Source organism: Pedobacter segetis, assembly GCF_016623585.1.
Taxonomy (GTDB): domain Bacteria; phylum Bacteroidota; class Bacteroidia; order Sphingobacteriales; family Sphingobacteriaceae; genus Pseudopedobacter; species Pseudopedobacter segetis.
Map to the genome: position 1 here is coordinate 33,100 of NZ_JAEHFY010000006.1, position 15,187 is coordinate 48,286.

At 36.3% G+C, this 15,187-nt stretch carries 9 protein-coding genes; 2 read left to right on the forward strand and 7 right to left on the reverse strand.

Annotated elements, in window-relative coordinates; genetic code table 11:
* The first annotated feature begins 2 nt into the window (after positions 1 to 2).
* A complete protein-coding gene (locus I5M32_RS05170; protein ID WP_234461863.1) occupies positions 3 to 2,069 on the forward strand; it encodes a putative porin in 2,067 nt (688 codons plus the stop codon).
* Positions 2,070 to 2,158: 89 nt separating this feature from the next.
* Positions 2,159 to 2,371, forward strand: a complete 213-nt coding sequence (locus tag I5M32_RS05175) for a hypothetical protein (RefSeq protein WP_200585125.1) — start codon at positions 2,159 to 2,161, stop codon at positions 2,369 to 2,371.
* On the opposite strand, the gene I5M32_RS05180 is transcribed toward I5M32_RS05175, so the two are convergent.
* The 7 genes from I5M32_RS05180 to I5M32_RS05210 form a co-directional block, all read right to left on the reverse strand.
* A complete protein-coding gene (locus tag I5M32_RS05180) occupies positions 2,368 to 3,684 on the reverse strand; it encodes a polysaccharide lyase 6 family protein (RefSeq protein WP_200585126.1) in 1,317 nt (438 codons plus the stop codon). The two genes, I5M32_RS05175 and I5M32_RS05180, sit on opposite strands and share 4 nt — an antisense overlap.
* A 3-nt stretch (positions 3,685 to 3,687) precedes the next feature.
* Positions 3,688 to 4,896, reverse strand: coding sequence for a glycoside hydrolase family 88 protein (locus I5M32_RS05185; protein WP_200585127.1), 1,209 nt, complete (start codon positions 4,894 to 4,896; stop codon positions 3,688 to 3,690).
* A gap of 1 nt (position 4,897) precedes the next feature.
* Complete coding sequence (locus I5M32_RS05190) at positions 4,898 to 6,070, reverse strand: alginate lyase family protein (protein WP_200585128.1); 1,173 nt, start codon at positions 6,068 to 6,070, stop codon at positions 4,898 to 4,900.
* A 3-nt stretch (positions 6,071 to 6,073) separates the two neighbouring features.
* The gene (locus tag I5M32_RS05195; RefSeq protein WP_200585129.1) at positions 6,074 to 8,533 is read right to left on the reverse strand and encodes a glycoside hydrolase family 2 protein; all 2,460 of its coding nucleotides are present in this window, start codon (positions 8,531 to 8,533) and stop codon (positions 6,074 to 6,076) included.
* A 273-nt stretch (positions 8,534 to 8,806) separates the two neighbouring features.
* A complete protein-coding gene (locus tag I5M32_RS05200) occupies positions 8,807 to 10,108 on the reverse strand; it encodes a hypothetical protein (protein ID WP_200585130.1) in 1,302 nt (433 codons plus the stop codon).
* 24 nt (positions 10,109 to 10,132) lie between these two features.
* The gene (locus tag I5M32_RS05205) at positions 10,133 to 11,722 is read right to left on the reverse strand and encodes a RagB/SusD family nutrient uptake outer membrane protein (protein WP_200585131.1); all 1,590 of its coding nucleotides are present in this window, start codon (positions 11,720 to 11,722) and stop codon (positions 10,133 to 10,135) included.
* A gap of 11 nt (positions 11,723 to 11,733) precedes the next feature.
* A complete protein-coding gene (locus tag I5M32_RS05210; protein ID WP_234461864.1) occupies positions 11,734 to 14,949 on the reverse strand; it encodes a SusC/RagA family TonB-linked outer membrane protein in 3,216 nt (1,071 codons plus the stop codon).
* Positions 14,950 to 15,187 lie beyond the last annotated feature (238 nt).

The window sequence follows — 15,187 nt, forward strand, 5'->3', positions numbered from 1 at the left end:
TATTGAAAAAGCTATTTCTATTATTTTTTTTATTGGTTTCGGCATCTTTTTGCTTTGCACAATTTATCCCACAAAGAGGGAGGCCGTTACCGCTTCCTGGCAGTCCGCAAAACAACCCAACAGACCCAAGAAACCAAGTACCGGCTCAAAACGATGGAGGCGATGGTAAAGGAGACGAGAACATTGATTCTTTAAGGGCAAAATTGGATAAGAAGCAAGACTCGGTGGTGTATAATTCTACCTATATCAAATACACCAAAGAAGAATACTTAAGAGATAGTACCCGTTTATTCCCTATTGATACCACCACAAAAAATTTCCATAGGTATAGGATCATCGATGAGCCAGAGCACCCCACCATGAATTTAGGCTTAAACGGTTTATCCTATCGTGATATGTTGTTTGAGCCGGCCAAAACCATTGGTTTTGATCTAGGCAACCATTATTATGATCGCTATTTGTTAAAACCAGAAGACATCAAATATTACAGGGCCAGAAGCCCATACTCCGATCTATATTATGAAACCCCGGCCTTTGGTAGGTTATCAGAACAAATGTTTTCTGCAACACATTCACAAAACATTAAACCCAATTGGAACATAGGCGCAAGTTTTGCGAAAAAAGGCTCCAGGTCTTATTATGGTGCGCCAGCTAGGTTGGCAGATAGGATCGTGGTAAACCATTTGAACGCTGCACTTTGGACTTGGTATGAATCGCCAAACAAAAGATATAATTTATTGGCAAACGGAACCTTTAACAACCTTAAAGGCTATGAAAACGGTTCTATTTTTAACGATTCTATTTTCACTAAGCCAACCAACGTTAAACCAGAGTTTGAAGCAGCAAGGCTTAATACCGCAAAACATAACTGGCGTGATAACTCGCTTTATATAAAGCAGTTTTATAATATCGGCAAACAAAAAAGTATTGATAGCAACGCGGTGGTTTTACCTACGCAGAGGATCAGCTATACCTTACGGTTACAAACCCAAAAATATTACTTCGTAAACGATGGTTTTGATCAAACAGGTTTACTAAAGCATTATTACATTTACCAAGATTCTTCTAAAACCGGCGATACCACCAAACTTAACCATATAAGTAACGAAATTAATTATAGCTTTTATTTGCGTGGCAAAAGTGTTTCCTTTTTAAGGAACGAACTGAAAGTAGAGGTAGGAATTAAACAGGATTTTTATAAATATCAACAATATACCTTTAAAACCAATTTCCAAAATATTACCCTAAACGGAAATGCCAATTACGGCTTTAATGACAAGGCAAACCTTAACGTAAAACTTTCGCAAATTATACAAGGAAGAAACTTCGGGGATTTCCTTTACGAAGCGCAATCGGAAATTAAACTAGGCAATAAAGTGGGTAACGTAGTTTTAGAGGCCTATTCTCAAAACCAAAGCCCTGCTTTAATTTATGAGAAAGAGATAAGCAACCATTACCAATGGAATATCAATTTTAGCAAAACCACCACCCAGCATTTAGGGTTCTCCTACATCGTTCCAAAATATAATTTTAAGGCAAAAGCCGAGTATTATTTGGTAAACAACCATTTGTATTTTGCCGAGGGCTTAGATGGTGATGCCTACCCTGCCCAGTTTGGAGGCAACATTAGCCTATTAAAATTAACCCTGAAAAAAGATTTCAAGTTTGGGAAATTCACGTTCGAGAATTTTTTGGTTTATCAACAAACAGATCATGAGGATATTTTAAGAACGCCAAGTTTTTATACTTTCCAAAGCTTTTATTATTCTAAGGCCTTCTTTAAGGTTTTAAAGACAGATATGGGTATTGATGTGAGATATTTTAGTAAATATACCGCCAATAAATACGCACCTGCGATAGGGCAATTTTATAACGGCGAGAACGTTCAGTTTGATACCTACCCTATCGCAGACATTTGGATAAGGACCAACTGGAAAAGAGCCAACCTTTTCTTGCGTTATGATTATGTGGACAGGGGCTTATTTAGCAAAGGCTATTATACCGTTAACCGCTACCCTATGCCTTATTCTTTGGCAAAATTTGGTGTGAGTTGGAGGTTTTACGATTAGTGTTCTTTTTCTTTTATCAAAAGCGTAAGCGGTTTTAAAATTAAAACATAAAATATTTTAAAAACTGGCAATAAAATTGTATTATAGTTATGATGGAAGAGCAAAAAAAAGCACATTTAGAAAAAAAATCTCCCGAAGGCGTAGAAGAAGACTATGATAAAAATAAAGAGAACAACCCTTCGCCCGCCGAGGAAGCAATAACAGAAAAAAACGACAAACCAGCGGGCTTAAGCCTAACCTGGATTCTTGTGATCTGTGTGATTATTCTCTTTATCGTATATTTTGTGATAAGAAACAATTAATCGGTTTTTATGTCCCTCATAAAAATTTTCCAGTTAGGGCCGATATGTTCATTTAACCAAAACGGAACTTTCTCTTTCCCTTTGATTTGATAAATGCCTGAAGACCTTACTAAATCGGTTTTAAGAGATTCAAAACCGTCTTCTGAACTTGTTGTACCCTTCACTTTATTGTTTTTTATCGATGCGTCTTTAACATTTTCATTATAAACAATAAGTTTTGTTGGGTTGACGATGACATTATCTTCTAAAATAATGTTTACAGGAGGAACAACCCTTTTACTATCCTTCCCAGAACCAATTTCTAACGCCTCTTTACAATCAACAATAATATTATCGGTAATGTTAGGGTTCTTTACTTGCCAATATTGGTTAAGTTCTGGCTTTTCGTAAGCATTCATCAAAGAAATGGCCGCTCTTAAACCTGTACCCGTTAAGCCTTGTAAATAATTGTGATGCACATTTTGGTTTTCACCGATGATTCTTATACCGCCCGTATTCTTAACCTTGTTCCCGATAAAATAATTATCAGAAACCTCTGAGTTATTACCATGACGAAAAGTTACCGTACCCACGCACTCGTAAAAAAGATTGTTTGAGATAATGTTATGCCCAGATTTAATGGATACGATTTCTGTTTCTCCATTGCATTGATCAAAAATATTATATTCTACTTTTGCATAAGAATCATACATAGACCATTCGCTGGTCCCGATCCTGATGATTTCTCCTCCGTTAACGCCTAGATCTGGGCGTGGGCCAAAATAATTATGGTCTATTTGAGAGTAATTTGGTTGATCGGATAACCAAACAACCAACAACGTACCTTGGTGGGTTTTGCCAGAAAAAGCACAATGATCTACCCTATTATGAATACCAAAAACAGAAACCCATTTGTAATCAAAAGCTTTATCAGGATGGTTATAATTTATGATACTTGTATTTGTTAAACGACAGTGATCAGAAGTTTTTGTGAAAGTAATTATCGCATCTTTTTCAGAGTAACCATCGGCGAAAGCCAAACCATCTACCACTAAGTAATTTCCGTCTATTTTTAATGTAGAATTGCCAGAAGAGATAATATTACCAGGCTTTTCGCTCAATAAAGTTATGGGTTGTGCCTCTGTACCATTTGCTTTTAAAACAATTTGCTGGTTTTTCCAATCGCCATCTTTCATAATGATCCTATCGCCGGGCTGTAACTTTAATGCCGCTATTGCAGAGGCGTTTGTTACCGGGTAATCTTTAGCATTTGCACTAAAGAAGCAAAGCATTAAAAATGCTGATGCACAATGTTTTATTGAAATATTTTTCATTTTTTATTGAATTACGGCTTGGTTATTTTTTAGTCGGTTTGCTCTTGTTAAGGCTTCTAAATAGTAATAATCTGCATAACTAAGCGGTACGTTTACCTCACTGCTATCTGGTTTAGAACCGGTGCTGTGATCAAGGATAAAACCTTTATTTTCCCCAATTTTAGAAGCGTAGTTTCTGCTCAAGTTCTTTAAGATTTTTTGGGCTTTATCTAAATAATTATTTGGTGTTTTTGTATAAGTACTCAATTCTAACAATGCCGAAGAAATTACCGCTGCGGCAGATGCGTCGCGTGGTTCATTAGGTATATTTGGGGCATCAAAATCCCAGTATGGAATTAAATCTGATGGCATATTTTTATTGTTTAAAATAAATTTTGCTACATTTTGAGCTTGGGAAAGGTATTTAGGGTCCTTAGTTTCTCTATAGCACATGGTATAACCATAAAGTGCCCAAGCTTGGCCCCTTGCCCAAGCAGAAGAATCACTAAAGCCTTGTTTGGTTTGCTTATGTTCTACTTCCCCGGTTTCGGAATTATAATCTACCACATGCCAAGTACTAAAATCTTTTCTGAAGTGATTTTTTAAGGTAGTATTGGCATGAGCAACGGCGATATTGTAAAAAGAAGAGTCTCCACTGAGTTTGGTGGCCTCAAAAAGTAACTCTAGGTTTAGCATATTATCAATGATAACCGGGAAATCCCACTTATCACTATTATGGTCCCAACTGCGAATTGCCCCAACTTTTGGGTTAAAACGAGTAGATAAAGTTTGTGCCGCCTTGATGATTACTTGTTTATCGTGTTGGTTTTTAGTTAAACGATAGGCATTGCCGAAACTACAATATACTTTAAAGCCCATATCGTGAGTTGTACCGTTAAATTTTTCTTTTTCTATGGGATCTGTAAATTTAATGGCTTCTTGTCTCCATTTTTCATCTTTGGTCAATTCAAATAAATACCAAAGCTCTCCGGCAAAGAAACCGCTGGTCCAATCTTTTGATGGTACCAGTTTTAATTTACCGTTCTCAATAGTTCTAGGCGAAACAAGCGCTCCGTTTTTATTGTCTGTATTAGAGATTTCCTTCAACATCAATTCGGTTTGGGCCATAGCTTGCTTTACCTCTTTTTCAAAATATAATTTTTGGGCAAAACAACTTGCGCTAATAAATAAAATAGCAAAACAAATTCCAGTTATTTTAATAGGGTTTTTCATATCAATTCATCCAGATCAATGGATATTTAATGGGTAAATTTCTAATTATTTCGGCAACTTTTGGGTTGTGCTCTAGACTTTTCCAAGTATTAAACCAGTTTTGGTTTTGATAGGCAATTGCTCCAAAGATCAAAGAAGGTTGTGCCACTGGCCACTCGTTCCAATACATCACATCTGGTTTCAAAGTCCATTTAGATTTATCTGCTATAAAAGGATACATAAACTCTATTCCCTTTTTGATAGATTTCCCATCGGCAGTTTCAAACGCAAATAAATTATCCTGCGGTGTAGAAAGTATCTGGCAAAGAATAGTGATGGCATCCAAATTAAAGATAGAATAGCCATAAGGTTTTGTTCTTGCCATTTCTAAAGGAAAACTACCATCTGTTGCCATTTGATCGGGTAATAAAACGGTTTTGTATCTAGAAGAACAAAAATCTAATAGTTTTTGATTAGCCGTTAGCTTTGCGAAACCTGCAATCTGCAAAGTAAAACAAGTGCCATGATTGTTTTTGGCGTTCATCTCATCATGTCCGTTTTTGCTGGTCATTAACCACTGAAGATAGTTGGCAAACCAGTTTTTTATCGTTTTTAAATCGTCTGGGTTAATTTTATCGCTCATCACTAAAGTACCTTGGGCAACATCCAAAAGATGGATGGTATCAATAATTCCTATCCCACGCCCAGTAAAACGACCTTTAATAGCTTGTGCGAATTGTAAGTTTGGGTTCATCAAGGTTTTGGGGTTAACAAACCAGGCTTTGAGATGCTTAACTGCTTGTTTCACATATTTTTCGTCGCCCGTAATTTTATAAGCCGAAGCTAAAGCACCAATAATTTTGCTAAAACGTATCATGGCAAAACGGTGAGCTACAAAATTATCAGGATTTGTTAAACCATCTTTTTGGATGTAGGGCCCGTTTGGGTTTTGCGGATCGGGCCACCAATAATCTCCTTCAGAGTAAAAATCATGTTTCCCACCGGCGCTCCTTTCAGAACTTTGTGCCGTAACCGTAATAGGTTCTTGCTTCATTGCCCAATCAGCTTCTTTTAAGGTTTGTTCTTTTAAAACATCCTCGGTTTGCTTAGCAATTGAAGATTCATTTGTATTAATCTTAGGCGAACATGCCATCAAAATCAAGAAAAAAGAAAATAAGCTTAAAGTTTTTTTCATGATTTATAAATTTAAAAACACGGTTTTAATACCTTCGGTTTTAACACTTGCTACGCTTTTTCCACCGTTTGTAAGCAAGCTTATTACTGCCCTCCCGTTATATAGTTCTACTTTTCTAGATCCTGATGAAGTACCTTGGTCATCAATCAGTTTTCCATCTCCGGTTAAACCAATCTCGATAACATTTTTAGCATCTAAACATAAAACATTATTGGCATCTAACAATTTAACTTCAATGGTTATCTTTCCATCGGTGTCTTTAATTTTGCTTAAAGTAAGTTTTGCCGGTTTGCCCCATTTTGCAGTTTGGTATTGTTGTGTAATCTCATCCGTAACTGTTTCCTTTCCTTTTTTGGCAACAACTTTTAGATCATTCTCTCCTTCTTTATAGTTTACCATCCAACGTAAACCTGCCGCCGGAAAATCTTGGCTGTTTCGTTTTCTAACTCCTTGACTTATGCCGTTCACAAAAAGTTCTGCTTCTGTTGCATTAGAATATACTTTTACCATTCTAGCCTCACCGGCATCTCCCCATCTTACCGGCCAACTATGCCCGTAAATATGTGCCATTAATTTATCTGTCCAATAAGATTGGAAAACATAATAGGCTTCTTTTTTAGTGAAATCACGTTCTATCACGCCCTTTTGGTTTACATAAGGAACAGGGTTATCTGGCCTAACCGGGGTAGAGAAATCTTTGAATGGCCAATAAGCAGAACCCGTTAGCCAAGGCATGGTTTCTTGTTCTTTCAAATGCCAATCAATCAAGTTGCAGATGTAAGATTCGCTCCAATCGCCATCTTTAGAAACCCTTGCGCTACCGCCAAAAAGTGAGGCATCCCCTGCCCTTTCGTCTCCTGTACCAGAAGCCTTAACCTTGCTCAAAGCAGCATCCGGGTTTTCAGAATGACGGCCAGCATGGCTATCGCCGCCCCATTCCATATGGATAAACCTATCTACACTATCAAATTCTTTTTGAGCTATTTCTTTATATTCTGTGTAAATGCCTCTGTACCAGCCTGCCCAAATTGAGGGCGAATATACATCAACAATATCTTTACAAAAATCACAACGCCGAATGGCTGTCATCCTGGTTGGGTCCAATTTGTGGCTCAAATCATTTAACTCGCTCATAAACATCCTGATTTTTTCTTCATCAAAGGTGGCAAAATCATTTGGCCAATCGTTTTCATTGCCCAAGCCCCAAATAATTACCGCGGGGTGGTTGTAATGTTGCTCAATCATGTTGGTTAACATTCTTTTGGCTTGCGCCTGATAAATATCGCCCCCTAAACCTCCACGGCACCAAGGGATTTCTTCCCAAACCATTATTCCTAAACTATCGCAAAGGTTTAATACAATTCTTGATTGTTGATAGTGCGCCAAACGTATAAAATTAACGCCCATATCCTTCATCATCAGCATTTCTTTACGGATCATGTCTTCCGTCATGGCGGCACCTACACCTGCATGGTCCTCATGTCTATGTGTTCCTCTTAACAGTAAACGTTTGCCGTTTAACATAAATGGGCCCTTTTTAACAAACTCGAAATTACGAAAGCCCACTTTTTCTGTATAGAAAGCCTGCTCTCCGTTTTGTGAAACGCTTACTTCAACGGTATATAAGAACGGGCTGCTTGGCGACCATAGCATTGGTTTTTTGACTGTTAAATTTTCAAGCTCTTGGTTTAAATTTAATGGCGTAAATTGTTTTTGGCTTTCGCCGATTATTTTACCATTTGGATCTGTTATCTTGATACCTACTTTTACATTTTTGATATTATTGGGGTTATAAAACCTAGATGATATTTTTAATACGCCTTGCTTACCAGCAGCATCTACCTCGGCCAGAGCAAAAACCTTATCGAAACTTAATTGGGGCGTATAAACCAAATTTAAGTATCGATAAATGCCTCCGTAAATATTAAAATCAGATAAATCTGAGGGAATCATCTCTAAATCCCTAGAGTTATCACAACGTATAGCAATTGGAACCTTGCCCTCAAAACGGCCATTAAAAACAGAATCCTTTTTAAACTCGGCAACGGCATCGGTAATATCAACCGTCCATTCGTCATAACCGCCTATGTGTTGGCCAACTTTTTTATCGTAAACATACACTTGTGTTTTTTGGCCGGCACCTTCAAAGTGTAACAAGGTTCTTCCTTTATTGTAAGGATTATCAATTTTTAAATTAGTGCGGTACCAACCAGGGCCTTCATAATAATTTACATCGGGATCAACAGCATCTGTTGCGTTAAAGCAATGTGGCAAGTTTACTTTTTCCCAAACCGGCACACTTTCAGAACTCCCTGGTTTTACAGGGCGCACAGCTTCCCAAATACCGCCCAAATCTTCTCTTAAAAATTCCCAATTGTTATTGAGTCTTTTAGATTGTTGTGCTTGGGTATTTAAAAACGAACATGAAACAACTATGAACAGAATTGATCTTATCTTCCTCATTTAGGTATATATTGTGAATTGGTATTGCTAAAGTAATTTCTGGCGTTTTAAACAATAGAGATTATCTTAAAGAAATAGATGATAATCTTAAATTTAAAAAGTTCAGCCATAAAGATAAACTGGTCAAGTAATTTCAATTAACATCTTTTACCAGGTTTTTTATTGGGTAATATGAGATATTAAGATTAAAATTTACGAAAGACGGCTATTTGTTTTGAACATAAAAAAGCACAAAGGTTATTGTTTGCTCTTTGTGCTTTTTTTCCCAGCAATTTATTTTTGAACGTAAATATCAAATTTAACGGTTGCAAAACCTGCATTGGAAGCATCATAAACCACATTTTTAACAAGCATCAAACAATTGGTAAATGTCCCACCGGTATTTGCAATCTGTATCCAAATCAGTTTAGCCGAAGTAGCATCAAAAGTGCCAGAAGTGCCGGGTAAATATTTTGCGGTATTCCCAGACGGGGCCGATATGCCTGCAAAGAAACCATTATCTTTTAGATCTGGTATGTTGTTGGCATTGAAATTTGTATATAAGGCATCAATTGTAGGATCGCCCGGGGTTAGCACTTTTAATCTGGTGTTTTTAAGTTTAGTGATATCAGGGATGGTCCATATATCTGCACCGCATTTGAAATTTTTTGCAATATTACCAGCATTTTGTGGATTATAAAATTGTAACCCGCTAGAAGAAGATCCATACAGTACAAAATCCATCAGCTCTTGATCGGTATTTAGAGAACAGCTACCTGCAACAGTACCATTACTAACAAAAAAGTGATTATTTGTTACGGTTGAGGTAGCAGAACCTTGCGCACTCATTTCTACGTTTTGATAGAGCGTATATGGTAATGCAGGCACTTTTATGATGTATTCTGCTTTTATATCAAAATTATCTGTTGCAATAATTTTAAGGTTTGCGGTGTTTGCTCTGTAAGTGTAAGTATAATTTACATCATAGGTTTTTGCGCCATTTAAGCTGCTAATAGTGGTAACTACCGTATAGGCACCTTGAGAATCATCTAAAATCTCGATCTTTTTTAAACCAGTTTCTGAACTTGCTTTCCCTGTTATTAAGATCTTATTATTAACATCTGGCAATTTACTATCCGGGAAATTCTCTAGTTTTGGTAAAGGTGGCTGAAACGATGTTAATTTTATGATTGATTGATCTGTGCTATTATCCACTCGTTTTACCACGTTTTTTATAGCGGTGGCAGTGCTTAAATTAGCTTTTCCAAACGCAGAGACAGGGATCATCAGATCATAATCGTTCTTACTATCTGCCGGTACATAAGCTATGTTTATTAAAGAATCAGACTTTTGCAATCTTATTAAATAGCTGTATATAAACTTTAAACCTATTTCAGACTTAATATTTGCGTTTATGCTTGTATCTGGCGTTAGTTTTTTGGTAGCTAAATTATAAACGTAATCGTTAGTAGTAACAACATCTTTAATTGATGATAAACCATTACTCACATTATCTTTATCCTTTTTACAAGCTATCATACCCAATACCAACATGAATATTATGCTAAAGGCTAATTTTATATTTATCGATTTCATATTTCTTTTATTTAAGATGATGAATTAATAACTTGGGTTTTGCGCTATTTGAATCTGATTATTGGTATCGATTTCGCGTAACGGGATTGGGAGCAACAAACGATCTTCTGTAACAAAACCTTGAAGTGTTGCCAAAGGGATCGTTGGGGTATAATTTTTATAATGTACCGCATATTCTTCGGCAAAATAAGCCCTTATCAAAGCTACTGCATCTCCGCTTCTTACCATATCAAAAAAACGTTGATTCTCAAATGCTAATTCTAACCTTCTTTCATTAAATAAAGCTGTTTTAAAACTAGCATCATCAGATATAGAGTTAGATCCGGTAGAGGGGTATTGATAAAATGCTGAAGTAAAATCGACAGTACCAGGATAAACCACCGCACCCGATCTTGCCCTAATTTGGTTGATTATATTAACCGAACTACCACTAGATCCATTAAAACCCTCGGCTTCTGCCTTCATTAGAAGTACATCGGCAAATCTGATAATGGGGAAATCATTCTCTGCATCATATTTACTAATAACTTGTGAAGTAAACTTCTTACAATATGGCCTTGAAGCAGTAAATTGAGCAATTGAAACAGCTTTTCTTTGATCTATACCACCTGTTGCAGGTGTTCTGTAAGCTTTCTTGATGCTCTCTGTTGGAAAATCATAACCGCTTCCATCGTTATTTACTACCGCATTGCCGCTACCGGTTGGTGCAAACAAATTTGCGAATGGAGAACCCAAGCCATAACCTCCAGCTTTATACCTTACCGCAAATAAGATTTCTTTGTTCATCTCATTGTTGATAGAAAACACATCGGCATAAGAATTTAACAAACCATAACCACTATTATTAATTACATCATTTAATAATGGAAGCGCATCTGAATTTTTATGTAGCGTTAGATATACTTTAGCCAATAATGATTTTGCAGCCCAAGCGTTTGCCCTACCTAAATCTGCAGTATTGATACTACCAAATGTACTGGAAGACAAAAGATCTTTAGCTTTCAATAAATCTGCCGTAATAAGCGCATAACAATCTGTCACGCTGCTTCTATTTATTTGTTTTGCCACTTTAGGATCAAGAGGTTCTGTTATTAAAAATACACCTCCAAATAACCTTGTTAACTTAAAATAATGGTATGCCCTTAAAAATAAAGCCTGACCAATTATTTGGTTTTTTTGCTCTGCGGTTATTTCGGCATCCGTATCTCCAATGGTTAAAGTACCGTTGCTATAAGTTACCCCAAGGCTACGCAGTACATAATTTATAGATCTAATATTCTTATAACTGGCCAACCAATAGGTATAAACCTGAGAATGGGAAGAATTTAGTGTAAACTCATCTAAATCATTTAATTCTATATTTGGGGTACTTGTACTATTTGGCACTCCTTGTTTCACATTATCCCCACGAAGTTCTGTAAACATCCATTCGTTGTATAATGGTTCTTGCATTCCATTGTAACAACCTGTTAATGCCACGTTAATTTCGGCATAATTTTTATAAAAAAGATTTGCTTCATTGTTAGATATTGGATCTATATCTATAATTTTCTCACAAGAACTAGCCGTAAACATTACAATTAAGACCAGTGTTATATATTTTATATTTTTCATTATTTTAAAGATTAAAAATTAAGATCTAAACCAAAAGTGAACGAGCGCAAGACCGGGAAAGCACCTCTTTGATAACCATCTACCAATGGCGAATAATAAGGATTGGTAGAATCATTTGAAGTTGCCCTCGCCTCTGGATTTATTGCCCTGTAATCTTTGCCAAAAACATACAACAGATTATCTGCAGACGCATACATTCTTAAACCGCTCAATCCTGCTTTTTTAGCAAACGCTTTTGGAAAAGTATAACCCAAAATCACATTTCTCAATGATGCATAAGAGGCATCTTCTACCACGTAATCTGTTAACATCATATCTACGCCGTTGGTGTAATACGGTGTTTTGCCATCGCCAGGGAACATCTCGCTTACCCAATGTTTGTCATTATTAAAATTTCTGTTAAACTTCTTGGTTTCTTGATAGTAGGCATCGCCATTGATCAATTTACCTCCTTGCGATCCTTGTATGCTCATGCTTAGATCAAAGCTTTTAAATTTAAAGTTATTGGTTACTCCCCAAATAAAATCCGGAAAAGGAGACCCCGTAGTTACCCTATCAGCTTCGTTAATAACATTATCGTGGTTGGTATCTACTATTTTTAACCCCCCAGGAGTATAATATTTAGATATACTGCTGGTTTGCCCCGCAGCCAAAGCATCATTTATCATAGCTTGGGAAGTCCAAACTCCATCGGTTTTATAACCAAAATATTGAATTGATGGTTTACCAACTATTGCATCATAAACTTCTTGACGTTCGCCATAGTTTTTTTGATCTGGCTCTCCTCCCAATTCTAATAAAGTGTTTCTATTTGCCGATAAATTTAAAGAGGTAGTCCATTCAAATTTTTTGGTTTTAACATTGTTAGAACTAAACTCAAATTCTAACCCTGTGTTTTTTATTTTACCAGCGTTATTTATATACGCATTTGAGCCAGTAAAAGACATAGCTGCTTGGTTATACAGTAATTTATCTGTTTTAGAATTATAATACTCAACCGTTAAATTAATTCTATTGTTTAACAGCCCTAGATCTAAACCAAAGTTAGAGGCATAAGTGCGTTCCCAAGTGATAGTTGGGTTTGCCAATATTTCGCCTGATGGCGATAAACCAGAATTAACTGTCCCGTTACCGCCTCCAAAATCGTAATTACCTTGATATAACAAATCTGTATAAGAAAAACTAGCAATTCTATTGTTACCGGTAGCTCCATAACTTGCCCTTAATTTTAGATTACTAAGCCATCTAACATCTTGCAAAAACTTTTCATTACTTGCCACCCAGCCTGCAGAAACCGATGGGAAATAACCATATTTACGCCCCGTATTAAAATAAGAACTCCCATCTGTTCTAAAACTGGTGCTGAATAAATAGGTTGACTTGTAATCGTAAGTTAACCTACCTAAATAAGAGATCAACCCAACCCTATCTTTGTAGGTTTTGGTTTGCAATAGATCTATTTGCGCTGGTTGTGTTTCTAATTGATCTGCGGCGAAATCTCTGCCAACAACTCTTGCCGTTTTAATAAAAGTTTGTTGGGTGGTGTAGCCTAATAAACCCGTAAAATTATGATTGCCCTTTTTCCAACTGTAATTTAAGGTGTTTTCCCATAAAACATCTTTATAGTCTTTATTGGTAACGTCAGATTCGTTAACGGCACCATCTTGTTTAGCGTTGCTCAACGTTAAATCTTTATCATCTTGATTGGTGTAATAACCACCAATGGATGTTTTAAATATTAACTTTGGAATAATTTCATAAGATAAATCACCACTGCTTAATACCCTATAAGACATTCTTGAAACGCTTTCGCGTGATGCGATAGATATAGGTGTATTGTTGTTTGTACTCCAAGGGATTATAGTTCCTGAACTTGTAAAGATAGAACCATCTGGCATCATACCAGAATAATTTAGATCTGCAAAGTGCCTAGCTTGGGCAAAATCCCCCGCTTTAATATTGGCCCATTGTGGGTTTTGATTTACAAAAGCTGCCGTAAAAGCGTTATGTACCGTAGGCAAAAAAGAATAAAACCTATAATAATCTGTAAAATTATTTGCGGGCCTATTTGTACCTACGTAAGAAGGGTTAAAATTTAAGTTAAATTTCAATTTCTTTGTGATATTACCGTTAACTTTTGCTTTAAAAGTACCCCTAGTGTTATCATTAAACTTTATGGCTGCTTGGTTTTTTTGGTAACTCCCAGAAATATAATATTTCAAATCTTTACTACCGCCAGATAGGCCTAATTGAGCATTATAAATAGATGCGTTTTGCAAACCCACCTGTTGCCAATTTGTGGGAGAGCCTGAAATTTGATTCTCTATTATGTAAGCAGCCTTTTCACTCGTAGTTATCAGGTTTTGTTTATTTGTAGCAACAGAAGGATCTTGGGCCCTCAAAGCGGCATCACGATACAAACCATTAACATAATCAGAAAAAGTCATGATATCATTTAATTTGTATGGATCGCTAACCCCATAATAAGTTTTAAATGAATATTTTGGCTTATCAGAATTGCCCGATTTTGTAGTAATTAAAATAACTCCATTTGCAGCTCTAGAGCCATATATCGCAGCTGATGCAGCATCTTTTAAAACCTCTATAGATTCTACATCTTGAGGATTAACAAAAGACATACCGTCTGGCACAGGATAACCATCAACAACAATAAGTGGCCCAGAATCTGTATTGATGGATGCGAAGCCCCTAACCCTAATTTGCGGATCGGCACCTGCCTCTGATGTTGTGTTTTGGATGGTAACACCTGCAATCTTACCAATTAAAGCGTTATCTAATCTTGAAGTAGGTATTTCATCTAAATTGGTGTTTACCAGCTTGCTTACCGCACCCGTAACCGAAGATTTTTTTTGTGTACCATAACCCACCACCACGATCTCATCTAATTTGTTGCTCTCTACCTCCATGGTAACGTTCATCACTTTTTGGGTAGTTACCCCCAAAGCAACGGGCTTGTAACCCAAAAACTTAAATAACAAGATTTTTCCTGGTTCGGCAGAAATGGTGTACTCTCCATTAATATCGGTAACTGTACCTGTTTTAGAATCCTTTATTGATACAGATACCCCGGGTAGCGTCTCCCCATCAGCAGATTTCACTACACCTTTTACTTTGGTTTTTGTTTGGGCCATAGCAGGGTTGTTGCCCAAAAAAAAGCACAGCATCGTTACTGAAAGCAGGTTTAAAATGTAAAACTTTAATTTCATGATCTATTAAAATTGGTTAATTGGTTAAAGCTGATTTTTAAAAAATCAACAAATTGGTTTACCAAAAATTGGTTTACCAAAAGTATCATAAATATTATCAAATACAAAATTTTATACGGATTAGGTTAATCCATATATTACATCTAAATAATGATTACAATTGTTTGGCTCTTTTTGGTGATACTAAATTACGCCTATTGAAAATTTACCGAGAATAAAATCTTAAATGAAAGGTGGA